A 15591-nucleotide genomic window follows, 5' to 3' on the forward strand; every position below is an offset into this window, starting at 1 on the left:
ATGAAAATTAGACGAAGTACAAGATTGGTCGATATGACTTATTACTTGCTACAAAATCCTCGTCAGCTAGTTTCTCTCACTTTTTTTGCTGAAAGGTATCAATCGGCTAAATCTTCCATTAGTGAAGATCTAGTTATTATTAAGCAAACGTTTGAACAACAAGGGGTCGGCACATTGCAAACGATACCAGGAGCAGCAGGAGGAGTGAAATATATTCCCTATATAAGTGAAGAAGAGGCAAATCTGATTATTAATGAGCTTTGTAGCTTATTTGAAAACCCAGACCGTATTTTGCCTGGCGGTTACTTATATATGACGGATCTTTTAAGTAATCCTCGCCAGATTAATGGCGCAGGTCGTTTATTTGCTTCTGTTTTTGCTAGGCAACCAATTGATGCGGTTATGACGGTAGCGACAAAAGGAATTCCGCTTGCTTATGCAGTAGCGAACTACTTAGATGTACCGGTAGTAATTGCGAGAAAAGATAATAAGGTAACAGAAGGACCCACTGTTAGTATTAACTATGTATCAGGTTCCTCTAAGCGAATCCAAACGATGACTTTAGCAAAGCGTAGCCTTCCAGAAGGATCCAATGTTTTAATTATTGATGACTTTATGAAAGCTGGCGGAACCATTCAGGGCATGATGAGCATGCTAGAAGAGTTTAAAGCTAATGTTGTTGGAATTGGCGTGTTAGTAGAGTCTACGGATATTGAAGAAAGACTTATTAATAACTTTGTATCATTAATTCGTCTGTCAGAAGTTGATGTGAAAGAAAAAGCGATTCAAGTGGAAAAGGGAAATTATTCACTTGCACCATTTGATAAAGGGCTTGTAGAGGCTGAGTAAAAAGGTAAAGCAGATAGCTTTACCTTTTTTATTCCTATTTATAAATTACAAAATAGATGGACAAACTGCCTTTGGTACACTATTTTTAAAGAGTAAAAATAAATAATAAAAGGGTGAAAAGTATGAAAGTTGTTCAAACAAGCAAAGCACCACAGGCAATCGGACCATATTCACAAGGGATTATTGTAAATAATATGTTCTATAGTTCAGGACAAATTCCGTTAACGGCAAGTGGAGAACTTGTAACAGGAGATGTAACAGTACAAACAGAGCAAGTATTTGAAAATTTACAAGCGGTACTAGCAGAAGCAGGTGCTTCATTTGATACAGTGGTAAAAACAACAGTATTCTTAAAGGATATGGATGATTTTAATGCTGTTAATGAAGTATACGGTTCGTATTTCTCTACTCATAAACCAGCGCGTTCTTGTGTACAAGTGGCAAAATTACCGAAAGATGTTTCTGTTGAAATCGAAGTAATTGCCCTAGTTAAGTAACTCTTTGTAAGCGATAACCTCTACTAATCCTTATATTCAACTAACTTAAAAATTTTTATCTTAAAAATTTTTAAAAAATTAAAGGGAAAATAGAAATTTTGTGGAATTTATACAAATATATCGCTTATTTAGAAAAGGGTGGTGAACACAAGATGGAAGTGACTGACGTAAGATTACGCCGCGTAAACACAGAAGGCCGCATGAGAGCAATTGCCTCTATTACTCTAGACCATGAATTTGTTGTTCATGATATTCGTGTAATTGATGGTAATAATGGATTATTTGTAGCAATGCCAAGTAAACGTACTCCAGATGGAGAATTCCGTGACATTGCACATCCAATTAATTCTAATACACGCTCTAAAATTCAAGATGCGGTTTTAACAGAGTATCACCGTTTAGGCGAGTTAGAAGAGGTTGAGTTTGAAGAAGCAGGCGCTTCGTAAAATTCGAATGAAAAGGGCTTTTGAAAGAAAGTCTTATAATTTTGTAGCAAACTCCTGTAAGCATTTACAGGAGTTTGTTTTTTTTTTTGAATAATACACGTTTCTAATTGTAAAATTCATATTTTGAAAAAATAAAGATGAAAAACTTCTAATTTTTTCAAAATCATTTAAAATAGTATAGCTTATTCCTTAAAAAAGATACTAAAGAGTAAAACATCTTATAAGAATTATGGTAAAATTTAATAGTTATAATGTGTTTCTTGAAATATATGATGATTTAGGATAATATCGTTAATGGATAAATAGGTTGCGATGGAGGGTCTATATGTCAAACAGATTTGCAGTGATTCTAGCTGCAGGTAAAGGCACACGTATGAAGTCCAAGCTATACAAAGTGCTGCATCCTGTATGTGGAAAACCAATGGTACAACATGTAGTCAATGAAGTATCTCAATTAGGATTGCAGAAACTTGTAACAGTCGTTGGACATGGTGCTGAAAAGGTACAAGAACAGCTAGGAAACGTAAGTGAGTTTGCATTACAAGCAGAACAACTTGGTACAGCTCATGCTGTCGATCAAGCTGCAAGTGTACTTGCAAATGAAGAAGGAACAACTTTAGTTATTTGTGGTGATACACCTCTAATAACTGCTGAAACGATGGAAGCATTGCTTCAGCAACACGAAGAAGCGGGAGCAATGGCGACGGTACTAACAGCGTACATAGAAGAGCCTGCTGGATATGGCCGTATCGTTCGTAATGAGAATGGTCATGTTGAAAAGATTGTTGAGCATAAGGATGCAAATGAAAAAGAATTAGCTATTAAAGAAATCAATACAGGTACGTATTGTTTTGATAATAAAGCTTTATTTGCTTCACTTTCTAAAGTTTCAAATGATAATGTACAGGGCGAATATTACCTTCCGGACGTTATTGAAATTTTAAAAAATGAAGGTCATATTGTATCAGCTTATCAAACAGAGCACTTCGATGAAACGTTAGGTGTTAACGACAGAGTCGCTCTATCGCAAGCGGAAATTATTATGAAAAATCGTATCAACCGAAAGAACATGGTAAATGGTGTTACAATTATTGATCCAAGTAACACATACATTTCTGCGGATGCAATTATTGGTAGTGATACAGTTCTTCACCCAGGAACGGTTATTGAGGGGAACACTGTAATTGGTTCTGATTGTGAAATTGGACCGCATACAGTAATTCGCGATAGTGAAATTGGAGATCGTACGGTAATTCGTCAATCTACTGTACATGACAGCAAACTTGGTACAGAAGTATCAGTTGGTCCATTTGCACATATTCGCCCAGATTCAGTTATTGGAGATGAAGTGCGCGTTGGAAACTTCGTAGAAATCAAAAAAACTGTTTTTGGTAATAGAAGTAAAGCTTCACACTTAAGTTATATCGGGGATGCACAAGTTGGAGAAGACGTGAATCTTGGTTGTGGTTCAATTACGGTGAACTACGACGGCAAGAATAAATTTAAAACTGTAATTGGTAACGGGGTATTTATTGGATGTAATTCAAACCTTGTTGCTCCTGTAACAGTTGAAGATGGTGCTTATGTGGCAGCAGGCTCTACAATAACAGAGAATGTTCCATCAAAAGCATTATCTGTAGCGCGTGCGCGTCAAGTTAACAAAGAAGACTATGTTGATCAATTGCTGAATAAGAAAAAATCATAATGTGGAGGGTTAATCTAGATGTCGACTCAATATCTAAATTCTAATTTGAAAGTATTCTCTTTAAACTCTAATAAGGAACTTGCTGAGCAAATCGCAAAGCATATTGGAGTAGGACTAGGAAAATGTTCTGTTGATCGTTTTAGTGATGGAGAAGTTCAAATTAACATTGAAGAAAGTATCCGTGGTTGCGATGTATTCATTATTCAATCTACAAGCTTCCCAGTAAACGAACATATCATGGAATTACTTATTATGATTGATGCATTGAAACGTGCATCTGCAAAAACAATTAATATTGTTATTCCTTACTATGGTTATGCGCGTCAAGACCGTAAAGCGCGTTCTCGTGAACCAATTACATCGAAACTTGTAGCAAACTTGCTTGAAACAGCAGGTGCAACTCGTGTAATCACTCTAGATTTACATGCTCCACAAATTCAAGGATTCTTTGATATCCCGATCGACCACTTAATGGGTGTACCGATTCTTTCAGATTACTTTGAAGCAAAAGGCCTTAAAGATATCGTAATCGTATCTCCTGATCACGGTGGTGTAACGCGTGCTAGAAAAATGGCGGATCGCCTAAAAGCGCCAATCGCTATTATTGATAAGCGTCGTCCTCGTCCGAATGTATCGGAGGTAATGAACATTATCGGTAACATCGAAGGCAAAACAGCAATTTTAATTGATGACATCATTGATACAGCTGGTACAATTACATTAGCGGCAAATGCTCTTGTTGAGAACGGTGCTTCTGAAGTATATGCTTGCTGTACACACCCAGTATTATCTGGCCCAGCAATTGAGCGTATTCAAAATTCGAATATTAAAGAGTTAGTTGTAACGAACTCTATCGTATTACCAGAAGAGAAGAAAATTGATAAAGTACATGAACTTTCAGTTGCTCCATTAATCGGAGAAGCAATCATTCGTGTATACGAAGAAGAATCTGTAAGTGTATTATTCAATTAATTGGATAGAATGAGACGTAACCAAGCTTGGTTACGTCTTTTCGTATCGAAAAAAGAAAGTAGTGGTACAAGAATGAAATTAATAGTAGGACTTGGGAACCCAGGTAGAGAATATGAATTAACAAGGCATAATATTGGATTTATGGCGATCGATGAACTTGCAAAGCGTTGGAGTATTTCTTTGAATGAGCAAAAGTTTAAAGGAGTATTTGGTGCAGGCTTTGTTAATGGGGAAAAAGTAATCTTACTAAAGCCACTTACATATATGAATTTATCTGGGGAAAGTATCCGTCCACTCATGGATTATTATAAAATTGATGTTGAGGACTTCATTGTTATGTACGATGATTTAGATATCCCTGTAGGTAAGTTACGCCTTCGCATGAAAGGTAGTGCGGGTGGACATAATGGTGTGAAATCAACAATTTCACATTTAGGAACACAAGAATTTCAACGTATACGTATGGGAATCGATCGTCCGAAAAATGGGATGAAAGTAGTGGATTACGTATTAGGACGTTTTACATCTGAAGAAATATCTGGCGTTAATCAATCCATTGAAAATGCAGCAGATGCATGTGAGGAATGGTTAAATAAACCTTTTCTCCAAATCATGAATACTTTTAATAGTTAAGCGCACAATCTGGAATATTTTATTTTGTTTTATCCCATACTAGTAGCAATTGGATATTTAGGAGGCTAGTATGGAAGGTTATTATTACTGTAGACATTGCGGAAGTAATGTGGGCTCCATTATCGCAGAAAAAGTATATAGCGACGTTTTGTTTCAACTAACAGAGCAAGAAGTAGTGGATATGATTCATTTTCATGAGAATGGAAATATATATATAAAAACGATTTGTGAATCGTGTCAAGAAACGCTCGCATCTTATCCTGAGTATTATGAATATGAAAAATTTCTGCAATAAAATGTTGTCGCTTTGGCATGTCCAAAGCATTTTTCTGTTTTCTTTTTCCGAAATATTTGCATAAAATATAGTAACTTGCTCTTTATGTTGAGAGGAGTTTTGAAAATGATAGGTTTATTAGAGCAATTTTATAAAAATGAAGAAATACAATCGGTTATTAATGGGCTAGAAGATGGGTTGAAAGAACAACTTGTATCGGGTATGGCAACATCCTCTCGTTCATTATTAATGGCAGCTTTATATAAAAAAACAAAGCAATCACAACTTATTGTGACACACAATTTATACCAAGCACAAAAAGTATATGAAGATTTAGTGGCGTTACTTGGTGAAAAAGATGTTTGGCTATATCCGGTAAATGAATTGATAGCATCGGAAGTTGGTGTTGCAAGTCCAGAATTGAAGGCGCAACGTATTGAAGTGTTAAATCGCTTAGCTGCGGGAGAGAATGGGATTATTGTAGCGCCAGTTGCAGGGCTGCGTAGGTTTTTACCAATAAAAGAATTATGGAAGCAAAGGCAAATTGAAATCAATCTAGGGCAAGAGATTGATTTAGATGCACTCTTGCATACCTTACATCATATTGGCTACGAGCGTAAGTCGATGGTAGAAGCTCCAGGAGAGTTTAGTTTGCGCGGGGGAATATTAGATATTTACCCATTAACTGAAGAATTACCATTTCGTATTGAATTCTTTGATACACAGGTTGATTCTATTCGATTATTTGATGTGGAAGAACAGCGCTCTCAAGATAAAAGGGAAAGTGTTCGGTTTGGTCCGGCAACAGAGTTTTTATTTTCACAGGAAGAATTGAAATCGGGAATTAAGCATCTTGAAGAAGGTTTGACTAAGACGATGCAAAAGCTTTCCGATGATAAATTAAAGACTGCTGTGCTTGAGACGGTTAGTCATGAAATTGAAATGTTGAAAAACGGGCAAAGTATAGAACAAATGTTTAAATATTTATCTATTTTCTATAAAGAACCTGCTAGTCTGATAGATTATTTACCAGAAAACGGTGTTGTAATTTTAGATGAGATTTCCCGTATTCAAGAAACAGCATCACATCTTGAAACAGAAGAAGCGGAATGGTATATCTCACTTCTTGGCGAAGGAACAATTATTCAGGATTTATCTTTCTCGCACTCATTTGAGGAGTTTCTTCACAATAAAAAAAGAAGTTTTGTATATTTAACGTTATTCTTACGCCATATAGCACACACACATCCTCAAAATATTGTGAATGTGACATGTAAAACGATGCAAGATTTCCACGGACAGATGCAGTTGTTAAAAACTGAAATTGATAGATGGAATGAAGGGCATTTTACGACCGTTGTGCTTGGAACAGATGATGAACGTGTAAAAAAACTACAACATATTTTAAGTGATTATGATATTGATGCAGACATTGTAGAGGCCACAGATGTCTTATTGCCTGGAAGGTTACAAATTGCTGTAGGTGATTTACATGCAGGCTTTGAAATGCCGATGCAAAAGTTTGTTGTCATTACTGAAAAAGAGCTTTTTCATAAGAAGGTTAAAAAATCACAACGTAAGCAAAAGTTATCTAACGCTGAACGTATTAAAAGTTATTCGGAATTAAAAGTTGGAGACCATGTAGTTCATGTAAATCATGGTATAGGTAAATTTTTAGGTATTGAGACATTAGAGATTAATGGTGTTCATAAAGATTATTTAAATATTAAATATCAAGGTAATGATAAGTTATACGTTCCAATTGAACAAATTGATCAAGTGCAAAAATACGTAGGGTCTGAAGGTAAGGATCCAAAAGTTTATAAATTAGGCGGAAATGATTGGAAGAAGGTCAAAACGAAAGTTGAAAAATCTGTACAAGACATTGCAGATGACCTAATTAAATTATATGCCGAGCGTGAAGCTTCGAAAGGTTATGCATATACACCAGATACGGCAGAACAACAGGAATTTGAATCTTCTTTCCCATATCAAGAGACAGAGGATCAATTACGTTCTATTGAAGAGATTAAGAAAGATATGGAACGCGGACGTCCGATGGATAGGCTTCTTTGTGGCGACGTAGGATATGGAAAGACTGAAGTAGCTATTCGTGCAGCATTTAAAGCAATTATGGATGAAAAACAAGTTGCGATTTTAGTACCGACAACAATCCTTGCGCAACAACACTATGAAACAATTCGAGAGCGTTTTCAAGATTATCCGATTAATATAGGGTTACTAAGTAGATTCCGCACACGAAAACAACAAAATGAAACGATTAAAGGTTTAAAAGATGGAACGGTAGATATTGTAATCGGAACGCATCGTATTCTATCTAAAGATGTTACGTATAAAGATTTAGGACTTCTCATTATTGATGAAGAACAAAGATTCGGCGTTACACATAAAGAAAAAATTAAACAATTGAAAGCAAATGTTGACGTGTTAACATTAACGGCAACTCCGATTCCACGTACACTTCATATGTCTATGCTTGGTGTGCGCGATTTATCTGTTATTGAGACACCACCAGAGAATCGTTTCCCAGTACAAACATATGTAGTAGAGTATAATCCAGCGTTAATGCGAGAAGCGATAGAGCGAGAGTTGGCAAGAGGCGGTCAAATTTACTTCCTATATAACCGTGTGGAGGATATTGAAAGAAAAGCAGATGAAATTTCGATGTTAGTTCCAGATGCTCGTGTAACATACGCACATGGGAAAATGAATGAAGGTGAATTAGAGTCTGTTATGCTATCGTTTTTAGAAGGGCAGCATGATGTTCTTGTAAGTACAACAATTATCGAGACGGGTGTAGATATTCCGAATGTAAATACATTAATTGTATTTGATGCAGATCGTATGGGATTATCGCAGTTGTATCAGCTTCGTGGGCGTGTTGGACGTTCTAATCGCGTCGCGTATGCCTACTTTGCATACAAACGTGATAAAGTGTTATCGGAAGTTGCAGAGAGGCGTCTGCAGGCAATTAAAGAGTTTACAGAGCTTGGATCTGGTTTCAAAATTGCGATGAGAGACTTATCAATTCGTGGTGCGGGTAATCTGTTAGGGGCAGAACAACATGGATTTATTGATTCTGTCGGATTTGATCTATATTCTCAAATGTTAAAAGATGCAATTGAGCAACGTAGAGGAACAGATGGAGTTGAAAATACGGTTAATGTTGAAATTGATTTAGAAGTAGATGCATATTTACCGGATGCGTATATTTCAGATAGTAAACAAAAAATTATGATGTATAAACAATTTAGAGGTATTTCTGCAATTGAAGATATTGAAGAGTTGCAGGAAGAGATGATCGACAGATTTGGTGATTACCCACAAGAAGTTGGTTATTTATTACAAATTGCAAACATTAAGGTGTTGGCGATGAAAGAACAAATTGAGTTAATTAAGCAAAATAAGTTTGAAGTAACATTTCTGTTTTCTGAACAAGCGAGCCAAAATATAGATGGTGGAAAATTATTCATGCTAGGAAGTAGTTTTGGTCGTATGATCGGTCTTGGTATGGAGGGGTCACAATTGAAAATTGTGATGAAAACGAATGGATTAGAGACATCGAAATGGTTAACAATTGCTGAAAATTTATTAAAAGGCTTACCAGATGTAAAAAAAGAAGTAATAAATGCCTAATATAAGATAAAAAATACAATTCGACGTGCATAGAAGAACTAATGTGTAAAATACTATGTTTAATAGTTGGTGATTTTTACATGAACAGGTAAATTCACCACTTTGATCATCAGTAGAAAGTGAGGCAGCATTAGAATGAAAGCAACTGGAATCGTACGTCGAATTGATGATTTAGGCAGGGTAGTAATCCCAAAGGAAATTCGTAGAACTTTACGTATTCGAGAAGGGGACCCATTAGAAATATTTGTTGATCGCGATGGAGAAGTCATTTTAAAGAAATATTCTCCGATTAGTGAACTAGGTAATTTTGCAAAAGAATATACGGAAGCTTTATATGATAGCTTAGGACATAATGTGCTTGTATGCGATCGTGATTCTATTATCGCAGTAGCAGGCGTATCTAAAAAAGAATACTTAAATAAAAGTGTTGGCGATTTAATTGAGAAGACAATGGAAGAGCGCAAGTCTGTAATTATGACAGATGAAAGTGAAATTTCAATTATTGATGGAGTAACAGAAAAAGTTAGCTCCTATACAATTGGCCCGATTGTTGCGAATGGGGATCCAATTGGAGCTGTTGTTATCTTCTCTAAAGAGGCTATTATAAGTGAAGTAGAGCATAAGTCAGTAAATACAGCTGCAAGCTTTTTAGCGAAACAAATGGAGCAGTAGTGAAGTGTAATTTCTATAAGTAGCAATCTTTCCTAATTATGATATTTCTATTTGAGAAATTAACTATTTGGAGATATAAGCAATGAATGAAGGTAGCGCTTTGCTACCTTTTTTCATTGAGTATTTTTGCTGTTGAAAGAAGTCAGTGAATGTAAGGAATATGAAGGAGAGACAGTTTTTCTTTGTGATATAATACGAGGGGTGAGAATAGAAAAAGGAGTTTTCTTGTATGGAAGCGAAGAAGTACCAAGCCTTTTGGCGTGGGGCTATTATATTAACAATCGCAAGTTTTGTTACAAAGGTATTAAGCGCTTTTTACCGTATTCCATATCAAAATATAGCGGGTGATGTTGGTTTTTATATTTACCAACAAATTTATCCATTTTATGGATTTTGTTTAATTTTAGCCACTTATGGGTTTCCCATTATTATTTCAAAAATGGTCGCAGAAAGATTAGAACGAGGAAAACAAAAAGAAGCAGAAGAAATTATTTGTGTATCTTTTTGGTTTTTATTAGGAATTGGATTTATAGGTTTTTTCACATTATTCTTTGGGGCCGAAACAATTGCATCGGCTATGGGCGATATACATTTAGATAAATTATTACGTGTTATTTCGTTTTCATTCCTACTAATGCCATTTTTATCTGTAGCGAGAGGATATTTTCAAGGATTCAATAATATGATGCCGACGGCTGTTTCGCAAGTAATTGAACAAGCGATTCGTGTTTCTATTATTGTATTTTTATCACTATTCCTTATTGCTCATGGATTTGATTTATATACAGTTGGTGCGGGTGCTATGCTAGGTTCAATTGCAGGCGGGCTTATTGGGATTATCGTACTTTTACTTTATATGCGTCATGATTTCCATGCGATTTTCTTTAAAAGTTGGAAGAGAATTGGAGATAAAAAAAGGATTATTCGAATCCTCTTTTGGCAGGGATTAGCGATTTGTGTTAGTAATTTAGTCCTTATTTTTATACAAATGGCGGATTCTATTTCCTTTTATACTTTGCTTATTCGTGCGGGAGAGCAAGTTGAAAATGCGAAGGTACTAAAAGGTGTTTATGATAGAAGTATCCCGCTTATGCAATTAGGTACTGTTGTGACAACTTCTTTCTCATTGTCACTTATTCCTATTATTACAGCGGCGAAAGAAAGAGGAGATCTTTCATTTATTCAAGAAAAGGTAAAGTTAGCAATGAAAATAACATTTGTTATTGGATTTGCAGCTGCTATTGGATTAACTTGTATTATTCAACCTACGAATATTATGTTGTTTGAAAATAGTGATGGATCAGATGTGTTATCGATTTTATCTTTATCTATTTTATTTAGTTCATTGTCAATTACAACTGCTTCTATTTTGCAAGGAGTGGGACAAACATTAAAACCAGCAATATTCGTTGTATTTGGAGGTTGTTTGAAGCTAGCTTTAAACTATATATTAATGCCGTATTTTGGTGTAAAGGGAGCTGCAATTGCAACTTTAGTTGCGCTTATTGTAATTGCCTTGCTAAATAGTGTGTTACTTATGCGAGCTGTATCGGAGCCGCTTATTGATAGGCGGAATATGTTAGGTGTGGCTATTAGCGGTATCGGTATGGGGTTTGTATTAATAATCTTTATGCGTATATTGCGAATGTCTGGATTAGTAATTGATACAGGACATAGAGGGATTGCGACGCTTGAAGCGCTGTTAGGTGTAGCTATCGGCGGATTAGCATATATGTTTTTAATTTTAAAATTACGTGTATTTACAAAAGAAGAATTAGGAACCGTTATGAAACAAGAGAAAAAAGAAGGTTCATTGAAGAAGAGTGGATAGAGGTGACTGGTTGTGAGTGGAATTATTACTATTTTAGGATTAGGTGCTGGTGAGTTAGATCAGTTAACGATGGGCGTATATCGAAAGATAAAAGAAGCGGACCATATGTTTGTTAGAACGAAGGAACACCCAGTTATAGAAGAATTGGAGCAAGAAGGTATAAAGTATACAGCCTTTGATAATGTATATGAGGCACATGATACATTTGAAATCGTATATGAAACAATCGCGAATACATTGCTAGAACAAGCGAAAGGTGCAGAAATTATTTATGCTGTTCCAGGTCATCCGCTTGTAGCAGAAAGAACAGTTCAGCTACTTTTGGAAAAAGGAGAAGTAGCAAATATTGAAGTGCGAATTGAAGGTGGACAAAGTTTCCTTGATCCAATGTTTGCAAGTCTAAAAATTGATCCGATTGAAGGATTCCAATTAATTGATGCTACATCATTTGAAAGAGGACAATTAGAATTACGTCAACATTTAATCTTTTGCCAAGTGTATGATGCGTTCGTTGCTTCAGATGTGAAACTGATGTTAATGGAGATGTTGCCAGATGATTATGAAGTGTATATCGTAACAGCTGCAGGAACTTCATTTGAGCAAGTAAAAAAGGTACCGTTATACATGTTAGATCATGAAACGGAGTTAAATAATTTAACGAGTGTATATGTACCCCCGGTTAAGGAACGTGCGTCTTTGTATCAGCAGTTTGATGTGCTTAGAGCAATTATTGCGGAACTGCGTGGACCGAATGGTTGCCCGTGGGATAAAAAGCAAACTCATCAATCTTTAAAGAAATACTTAATTGAAGAAGCGTATGAAGTGCTAGAAGCAATTGATGAAGAGGATGATGATCATTTAGTAGAAGAACTGGGTGATATATTATTACAAGTTATGCTTCATGCTCAAATTGGAGAGGATGAAGGTTGGTTCTCTATAGATGATATTATTCGGACTTTAGCTGAGAAAATGGTTCGTCGTCATCCGCATGTGTTTGGGAATACGGATGTAAATAATGCTGATGAAGTGATTGCAAATTGGGAAGAAATTAAAAAACAAGAAAAGGGATTCGTGAAAGAATCTGTTTTAGCGGGTATTCCAAAAAGCTTGCCACAGCTAATGCGTGCTTATGAAATTCAGAAGAAAGCTGGAAAGGTTGGATTTGATTGGGTTGATGTGCAGCCGATGATAGAGAAGGCCTTAGAAGAATGGCAAGAATTCCAACAAGAAGTTGTAAACATGGATGAGAAAAAGATGCTAGGTGAATTTGGTGATTTACTATTTGCATTTGTTAATATAGCTCGTCATTATAAATTAGATCCAGAAGAAGCGTTACGTTCAACTAATGAGAAATTTATGGCTCGCTTTTTATACATGGAAGCAAATGTAGCTGAAATGAATAAGGAAATGCAAGATTTATCATTAGAACAGTTAGATATTTTATGGGAAGAGGCAAAACAAACAGAGCGTTAATAGGGGGATTTGATATGCGTCTAGATAAATTTTTGAAAGTATCACGTTTAATTAAAAGAAGAACATTAGCAAAAGAAGTGTCTGACCAAGGAAGAATTTCGATTAATGGCCAAGTGGCAAAAGCGAGTTCAGATGTGAAGGTAGAGGATGAATTAACAATTCGTTTCGGGCAAAAAATAGTAACTGTGAAAGTAAATGAATTGAAAGAAACAACTAAAAAAGAAGATGCAGCAAACATGTATAGTCTCGTTCGGGAGGAAAAAGTGAAAGCGGAAGAAGGCTTGTTCTAAAATAGGTTATCCCTTCATACATTACTATTAGCTAGTATAAAGCTATGGGGGGATTTTCGTGAATAATGGTTACTCACCTATGTCTTCTAATCAACAAAATGTTTCTGTAGAGCATGATATTATCATGCGTGGCAGGCGTGTAATCGATATTACTGGTGTAAAGCAAGTAGAGAGTTTTGATAGCGAAGAGTTTTTACTTGAGACTGTAATGGGTTTTTTAACAATTCGTGGTCAAAATTTGCAAATGAAGAATTTAGATGTAGAAAAGGGTGTTGTATCAATTAAAGGGAAAGTTCATGAAATGCTGTATATTGATGAGAACCAAGGGGAGAAAACTAAAGGCTTCTTTAGTAAGTTGTTTAAATGAGCCTAACAATTCAGTTGTATACAATGCTTTCAATGATTGGAATGGGTGCTTGGATTGGTGCTTCTTTAGATACATACCAACGGTTTTTAAAACGCCAAGAGCGTAAACGTTGGCTTGTATTTATACAGGATATACTATTTTGGATTGTCCAAGCATTATTCGTTTTTTATGTATTACTGCGTGTGAATGAAGCCGAACTACGTATATATGTATTTTTGGCATTACTATGTGGTTTTGCAGCATATCAAAGCTTATTGAAAGCACTATACATGAAGATGTTAAATTTTCTCATCTATATTTTTGTGCAAACAACACAATTTTTTGTTCGAATTATACAGCTACTCATGATAAAACCTGTTATTATTATAGCGCAGCTATTTATTGCATTTATATTATTCTTATTTCGTATACTGCTTTCAATTGGACATGTGTTATGGAAAATGGTGATTTGGATATTACTTTTCATATGGAAAGTTTTTTTCTCGCCTGTTCGATTTATTGCTTCGCTCATATGGAAACTTCTCCCTAATCGTGTTAAACTTTTTATAATGAAGCATGTAGGGTTCCTGCAATATGTAGCAAAATTGAAGGGACATATCTTCCAATTATGGGAGCGTATAAAAAAGAAGTTAGGGGGACCTCGGAAATGAGGGAACTGAGACAAAGAACAATCGAAAAACAGAGTCCAAATCCTGTTAAAGAACATATAATACAAACGGATGAGAACAGGAAGCGACTTTATCGCCGTTTAGCGGTTTTTCTTGTCTTTACTTTTACAATTATTGCTAGTATTAGTGTGACGTTTTATCAACAAAACAGTTCCATTAAAGCAAAAGAAGCAAAAGTTAAGGACATGAAAAAAGAACTGGATTCATTAACGAAAAAAGAAAAGAATCTAAAAGATGAAGTTCAAAAGTTGAATGATGAAGAGTACGTTTTAAAGATTGCTAGAAGGGATTATTTCTTCTCCGGAAAAGGGGAGATAATTTTTCCTGTTTCTAAGTAGAGTATGTCTTATTGACACTACATTTTAGGATTATATATAATAAAGTAAAATTTGACTTTTTAACCACTAAGGAGGAGCATTTTTTTTATGTCAATCGAGGTAGGCAGCAAGTTACAGGGTAAAGTAACAGGTATTACAAATTTTGGGGCTTTTGTGGAGCTGCCAGAAGGCTTAACAGGTCTTGTTCATATTAGTGAAGTTGCTGATAATTATGTGAAAGATATTAACGATCACTTAAAAGTAGGCGACCAAGTAGAAGTAAAAGTTATCAATGTTGAAAAAGATGGCAAAATTGGCCTATCTATTAAGAAAGCGAAAGAACGTGAAAAAACAGAAGGAGATCGTCCGCGTGGTGAATACCAACGTGGTGGTGATCAACAACGTTCTGGACGTCCACAACGTAATAATCGTTCTTCCAACAGAGATAACCGCGGTGGCGGTAACGAACGCGCTCCAAAAGAAACATTTGAGCAAAAGATGGCACGCTTTTTAAAAGATAGTGAAGATCGTTTAACTTCTTTAAAGCGTAACACAGAATCTAAACGTGGTGGCCGTGGCGCACGTCGCGGATAATAAGTCCGTTTAATTCTTAACATATAGAGAGGTACCCAGAGTAATTACTCGGGTACTTTTTTATGTGAGAGAATATATTTTTAAAAAAGTTTTTGAGATGTGTTGACTTTAAAACATATCTGATGTAAGATACTAATTGTCCGTTAAATACGACGACATGGCGGTGTAGCTCAGCTGGCTAGAGCGTACGGTTCATACCCGTGAGGTCGGGGGTTCGATCCCCTCCGCCGCTATATTTAATTTAACGGCCCGTTGGTCAAGTGGTTAAGACACCGCCCTTTCACGGCGGTAACACGGGTTCGAATCCCGTACGGGTCATCTAAAAAGATCATGCAAATTTGCATGA

At 35.8% G+C, this 15591-nt stretch carries 16 protein-coding genes and 2 tRNA genes; all 18 read left to right on the forward strand.

Annotation, left to right across the window (positions count from 1 at the left end):
* The 18 genes from purR (at position 1) to V7038_RS22470 (ending at position 15563) form a co-directional block, all read left to right on the forward strand.
* Positions 1-849 (forward strand): pur operon repressor, encoded by an 849-nt coding sequence (gene purR, locus V7038_RS22385; RefSeq protein ID WP_002107297.1) that lies wholly within the window; start codon positions 1-3, stop codon positions 847-849.
* A gap of 122 nt (positions 850-971) precedes the next feature.
* Positions 972-1346, forward strand: a complete 375-nt coding sequence (locus tag V7038_RS22390) for a RidA family protein (RefSeq protein WP_000869819.1) — start codon at positions 972-974, stop codon at positions 1344-1346.
* A 152-nt stretch (positions 1347-1498) separates the two neighbouring features.
* Positions 1499-1792, forward strand: coding sequence for a septation regulator SpoVG (spoVG, locus tag V7038_RS22395; RefSeq protein ID WP_000454042.1), 294 nt, complete (start codon positions 1499-1501; stop codon positions 1790-1792).
* Between the two features lie 325 nt (positions 1793-2117).
* Entirely contained in the window at positions 2118-3497 is a 1380-nt protein-coding gene (glmU, locus tag V7038_RS22400; protein ID WP_002091584.1) for a bifunctional UDP-N-acetylglucosamine diphosphorylase/glucosamine-1-phosphate N-acetyltransferase GlmU, read from the forward strand.
* Positions 3498-3515: 18 nt separating this feature from the next.
* Complete coding sequence (locus V7038_RS22405; RefSeq protein ID WP_002091580.1) at positions 3516-4469, forward strand: ribose-phosphate diphosphokinase; 954 nt, start codon at positions 3516-3518, stop codon at positions 4467-4469.
* Between the two features lie 72 nt (positions 4470-4541).
* Complete coding sequence (pth, locus tag V7038_RS22410) at positions 4542-5102, forward strand: aminoacyl-tRNA hydrolase (protein ID WP_002144538.1); 561 nt, start codon at positions 4542-4544, stop codon at positions 5100-5102.
* 70 nt (positions 5103-5172) lie between these two features.
* Entirely contained in the window at positions 5173-5397 is a 225-nt protein-coding gene (locus tag V7038_RS22415) for an anti-sigma-F factor Fin family protein (protein ID WP_002091576.1), read from the forward strand.
* 105 nt (positions 5398-5502) lie between these two features.
* Complete coding sequence (gene mfd / locus V7038_RS22420; protein WP_070138645.1) at positions 5503-9033, forward strand: transcription-repair coupling factor; 3531 nt, start codon at positions 5503-5505, stop codon at positions 9031-9033.
* A gap of 135 nt (positions 9034-9168) precedes the next feature.
* Entirely contained in the window at positions 9169-9705 is a 537-nt protein-coding gene (gene spoVT / locus V7038_RS22425; RefSeq protein WP_000648312.1) for a stage V sporulation protein T, read from the forward strand.
* A gap of 229 nt (positions 9706-9934) precedes the next feature.
* Positions 9935-11536 carry a putative polysaccharide biosynthesis protein gene (locus V7038_RS22430; protein WP_002107299.1) on the forward strand — a complete coding sequence of 534 codons (1602 nt, stop codon included), beginning with the start codon at positions 9935-9937 and terminating at the stop codon, positions 11534-11536.
* 12 nt (positions 11537-11548) lie between these two features.
* Positions 11549-13009, forward strand: coding sequence for a nucleoside triphosphate pyrophosphohydrolase (gene mazG / locus V7038_RS22435; RefSeq protein WP_335695649.1), 1461 nt, complete (start codon positions 11549-11551; stop codon positions 13007-13009).
* 14 nt (positions 13010-13023) lie between these two features.
* Positions 13024-13299, forward strand: coding sequence for an RNA-binding S4 domain-containing protein (locus tag V7038_RS22440; protein WP_002009677.1), 276 nt, complete (start codon positions 13024-13026; stop codon positions 13297-13299).
* Positions 13300-13357: 58 nt separating this feature from the next.
* On the forward strand, positions 13358-13666 hold the full coding sequence (gene yabP, locus V7038_RS22445; RefSeq protein ID WP_001059101.1) for a sporulation protein YabP: 309 nt from the start codon (positions 13358-13360) through the stop codon (positions 13664-13666).
* Entirely contained in the window at positions 13663-14316 is a 654-nt protein-coding gene (gene yabQ / locus V7038_RS22450) for a spore cortex biosynthesis protein YabQ (RefSeq protein ID WP_002107301.1), read from the forward strand. Before yabP ends, yabQ begins: the two co-directional genes overlap by 4 nt.
* Positions 14313-14672 carry a cell division protein DivIC gene (divIC, locus tag V7038_RS22455; protein ID WP_002113268.1) on the forward strand — a complete coding sequence of 120 codons (360 nt, stop codon included), beginning with the start codon at positions 14313-14315 and terminating at the stop codon, positions 14670-14672. The genes yabQ and divIC overlap by 4 nt, the downstream gene beginning before the upstream one ends.
* Before the next feature lie 87 nt (positions 14673-14759).
* Positions 14760-15245 (forward strand): S1 domain-containing RNA-binding protein, encoded by a 486-nt coding sequence (locus V7038_RS22460; protein WP_002009683.1) that lies wholly within the window; start codon positions 14760-14762, stop codon positions 15243-15245.
* Positions 15246-15404: 159 nt separating this feature from the next.
* Positions 15405-15478 (forward strand) — tRNA-Met (locus V7038_RS22465).
* Positions 15479-15491: 13 nt separating this feature from the next.
* Positions 15492-15563, forward strand: a tRNA-Glu gene (locus V7038_RS22470).
* The last annotated feature ends 28 nt before the right edge of the window (positions 15564-15591 follow it).

Source organism: Bacillus sp. JJ783, assembly GCF_036963225.1.
Taxonomy (GTDB): Bacteria; Bacillota; Bacilli; order Bacillales; family Bacillaceae_G; genus Bacillus_A; species Bacillus_A cereus_U.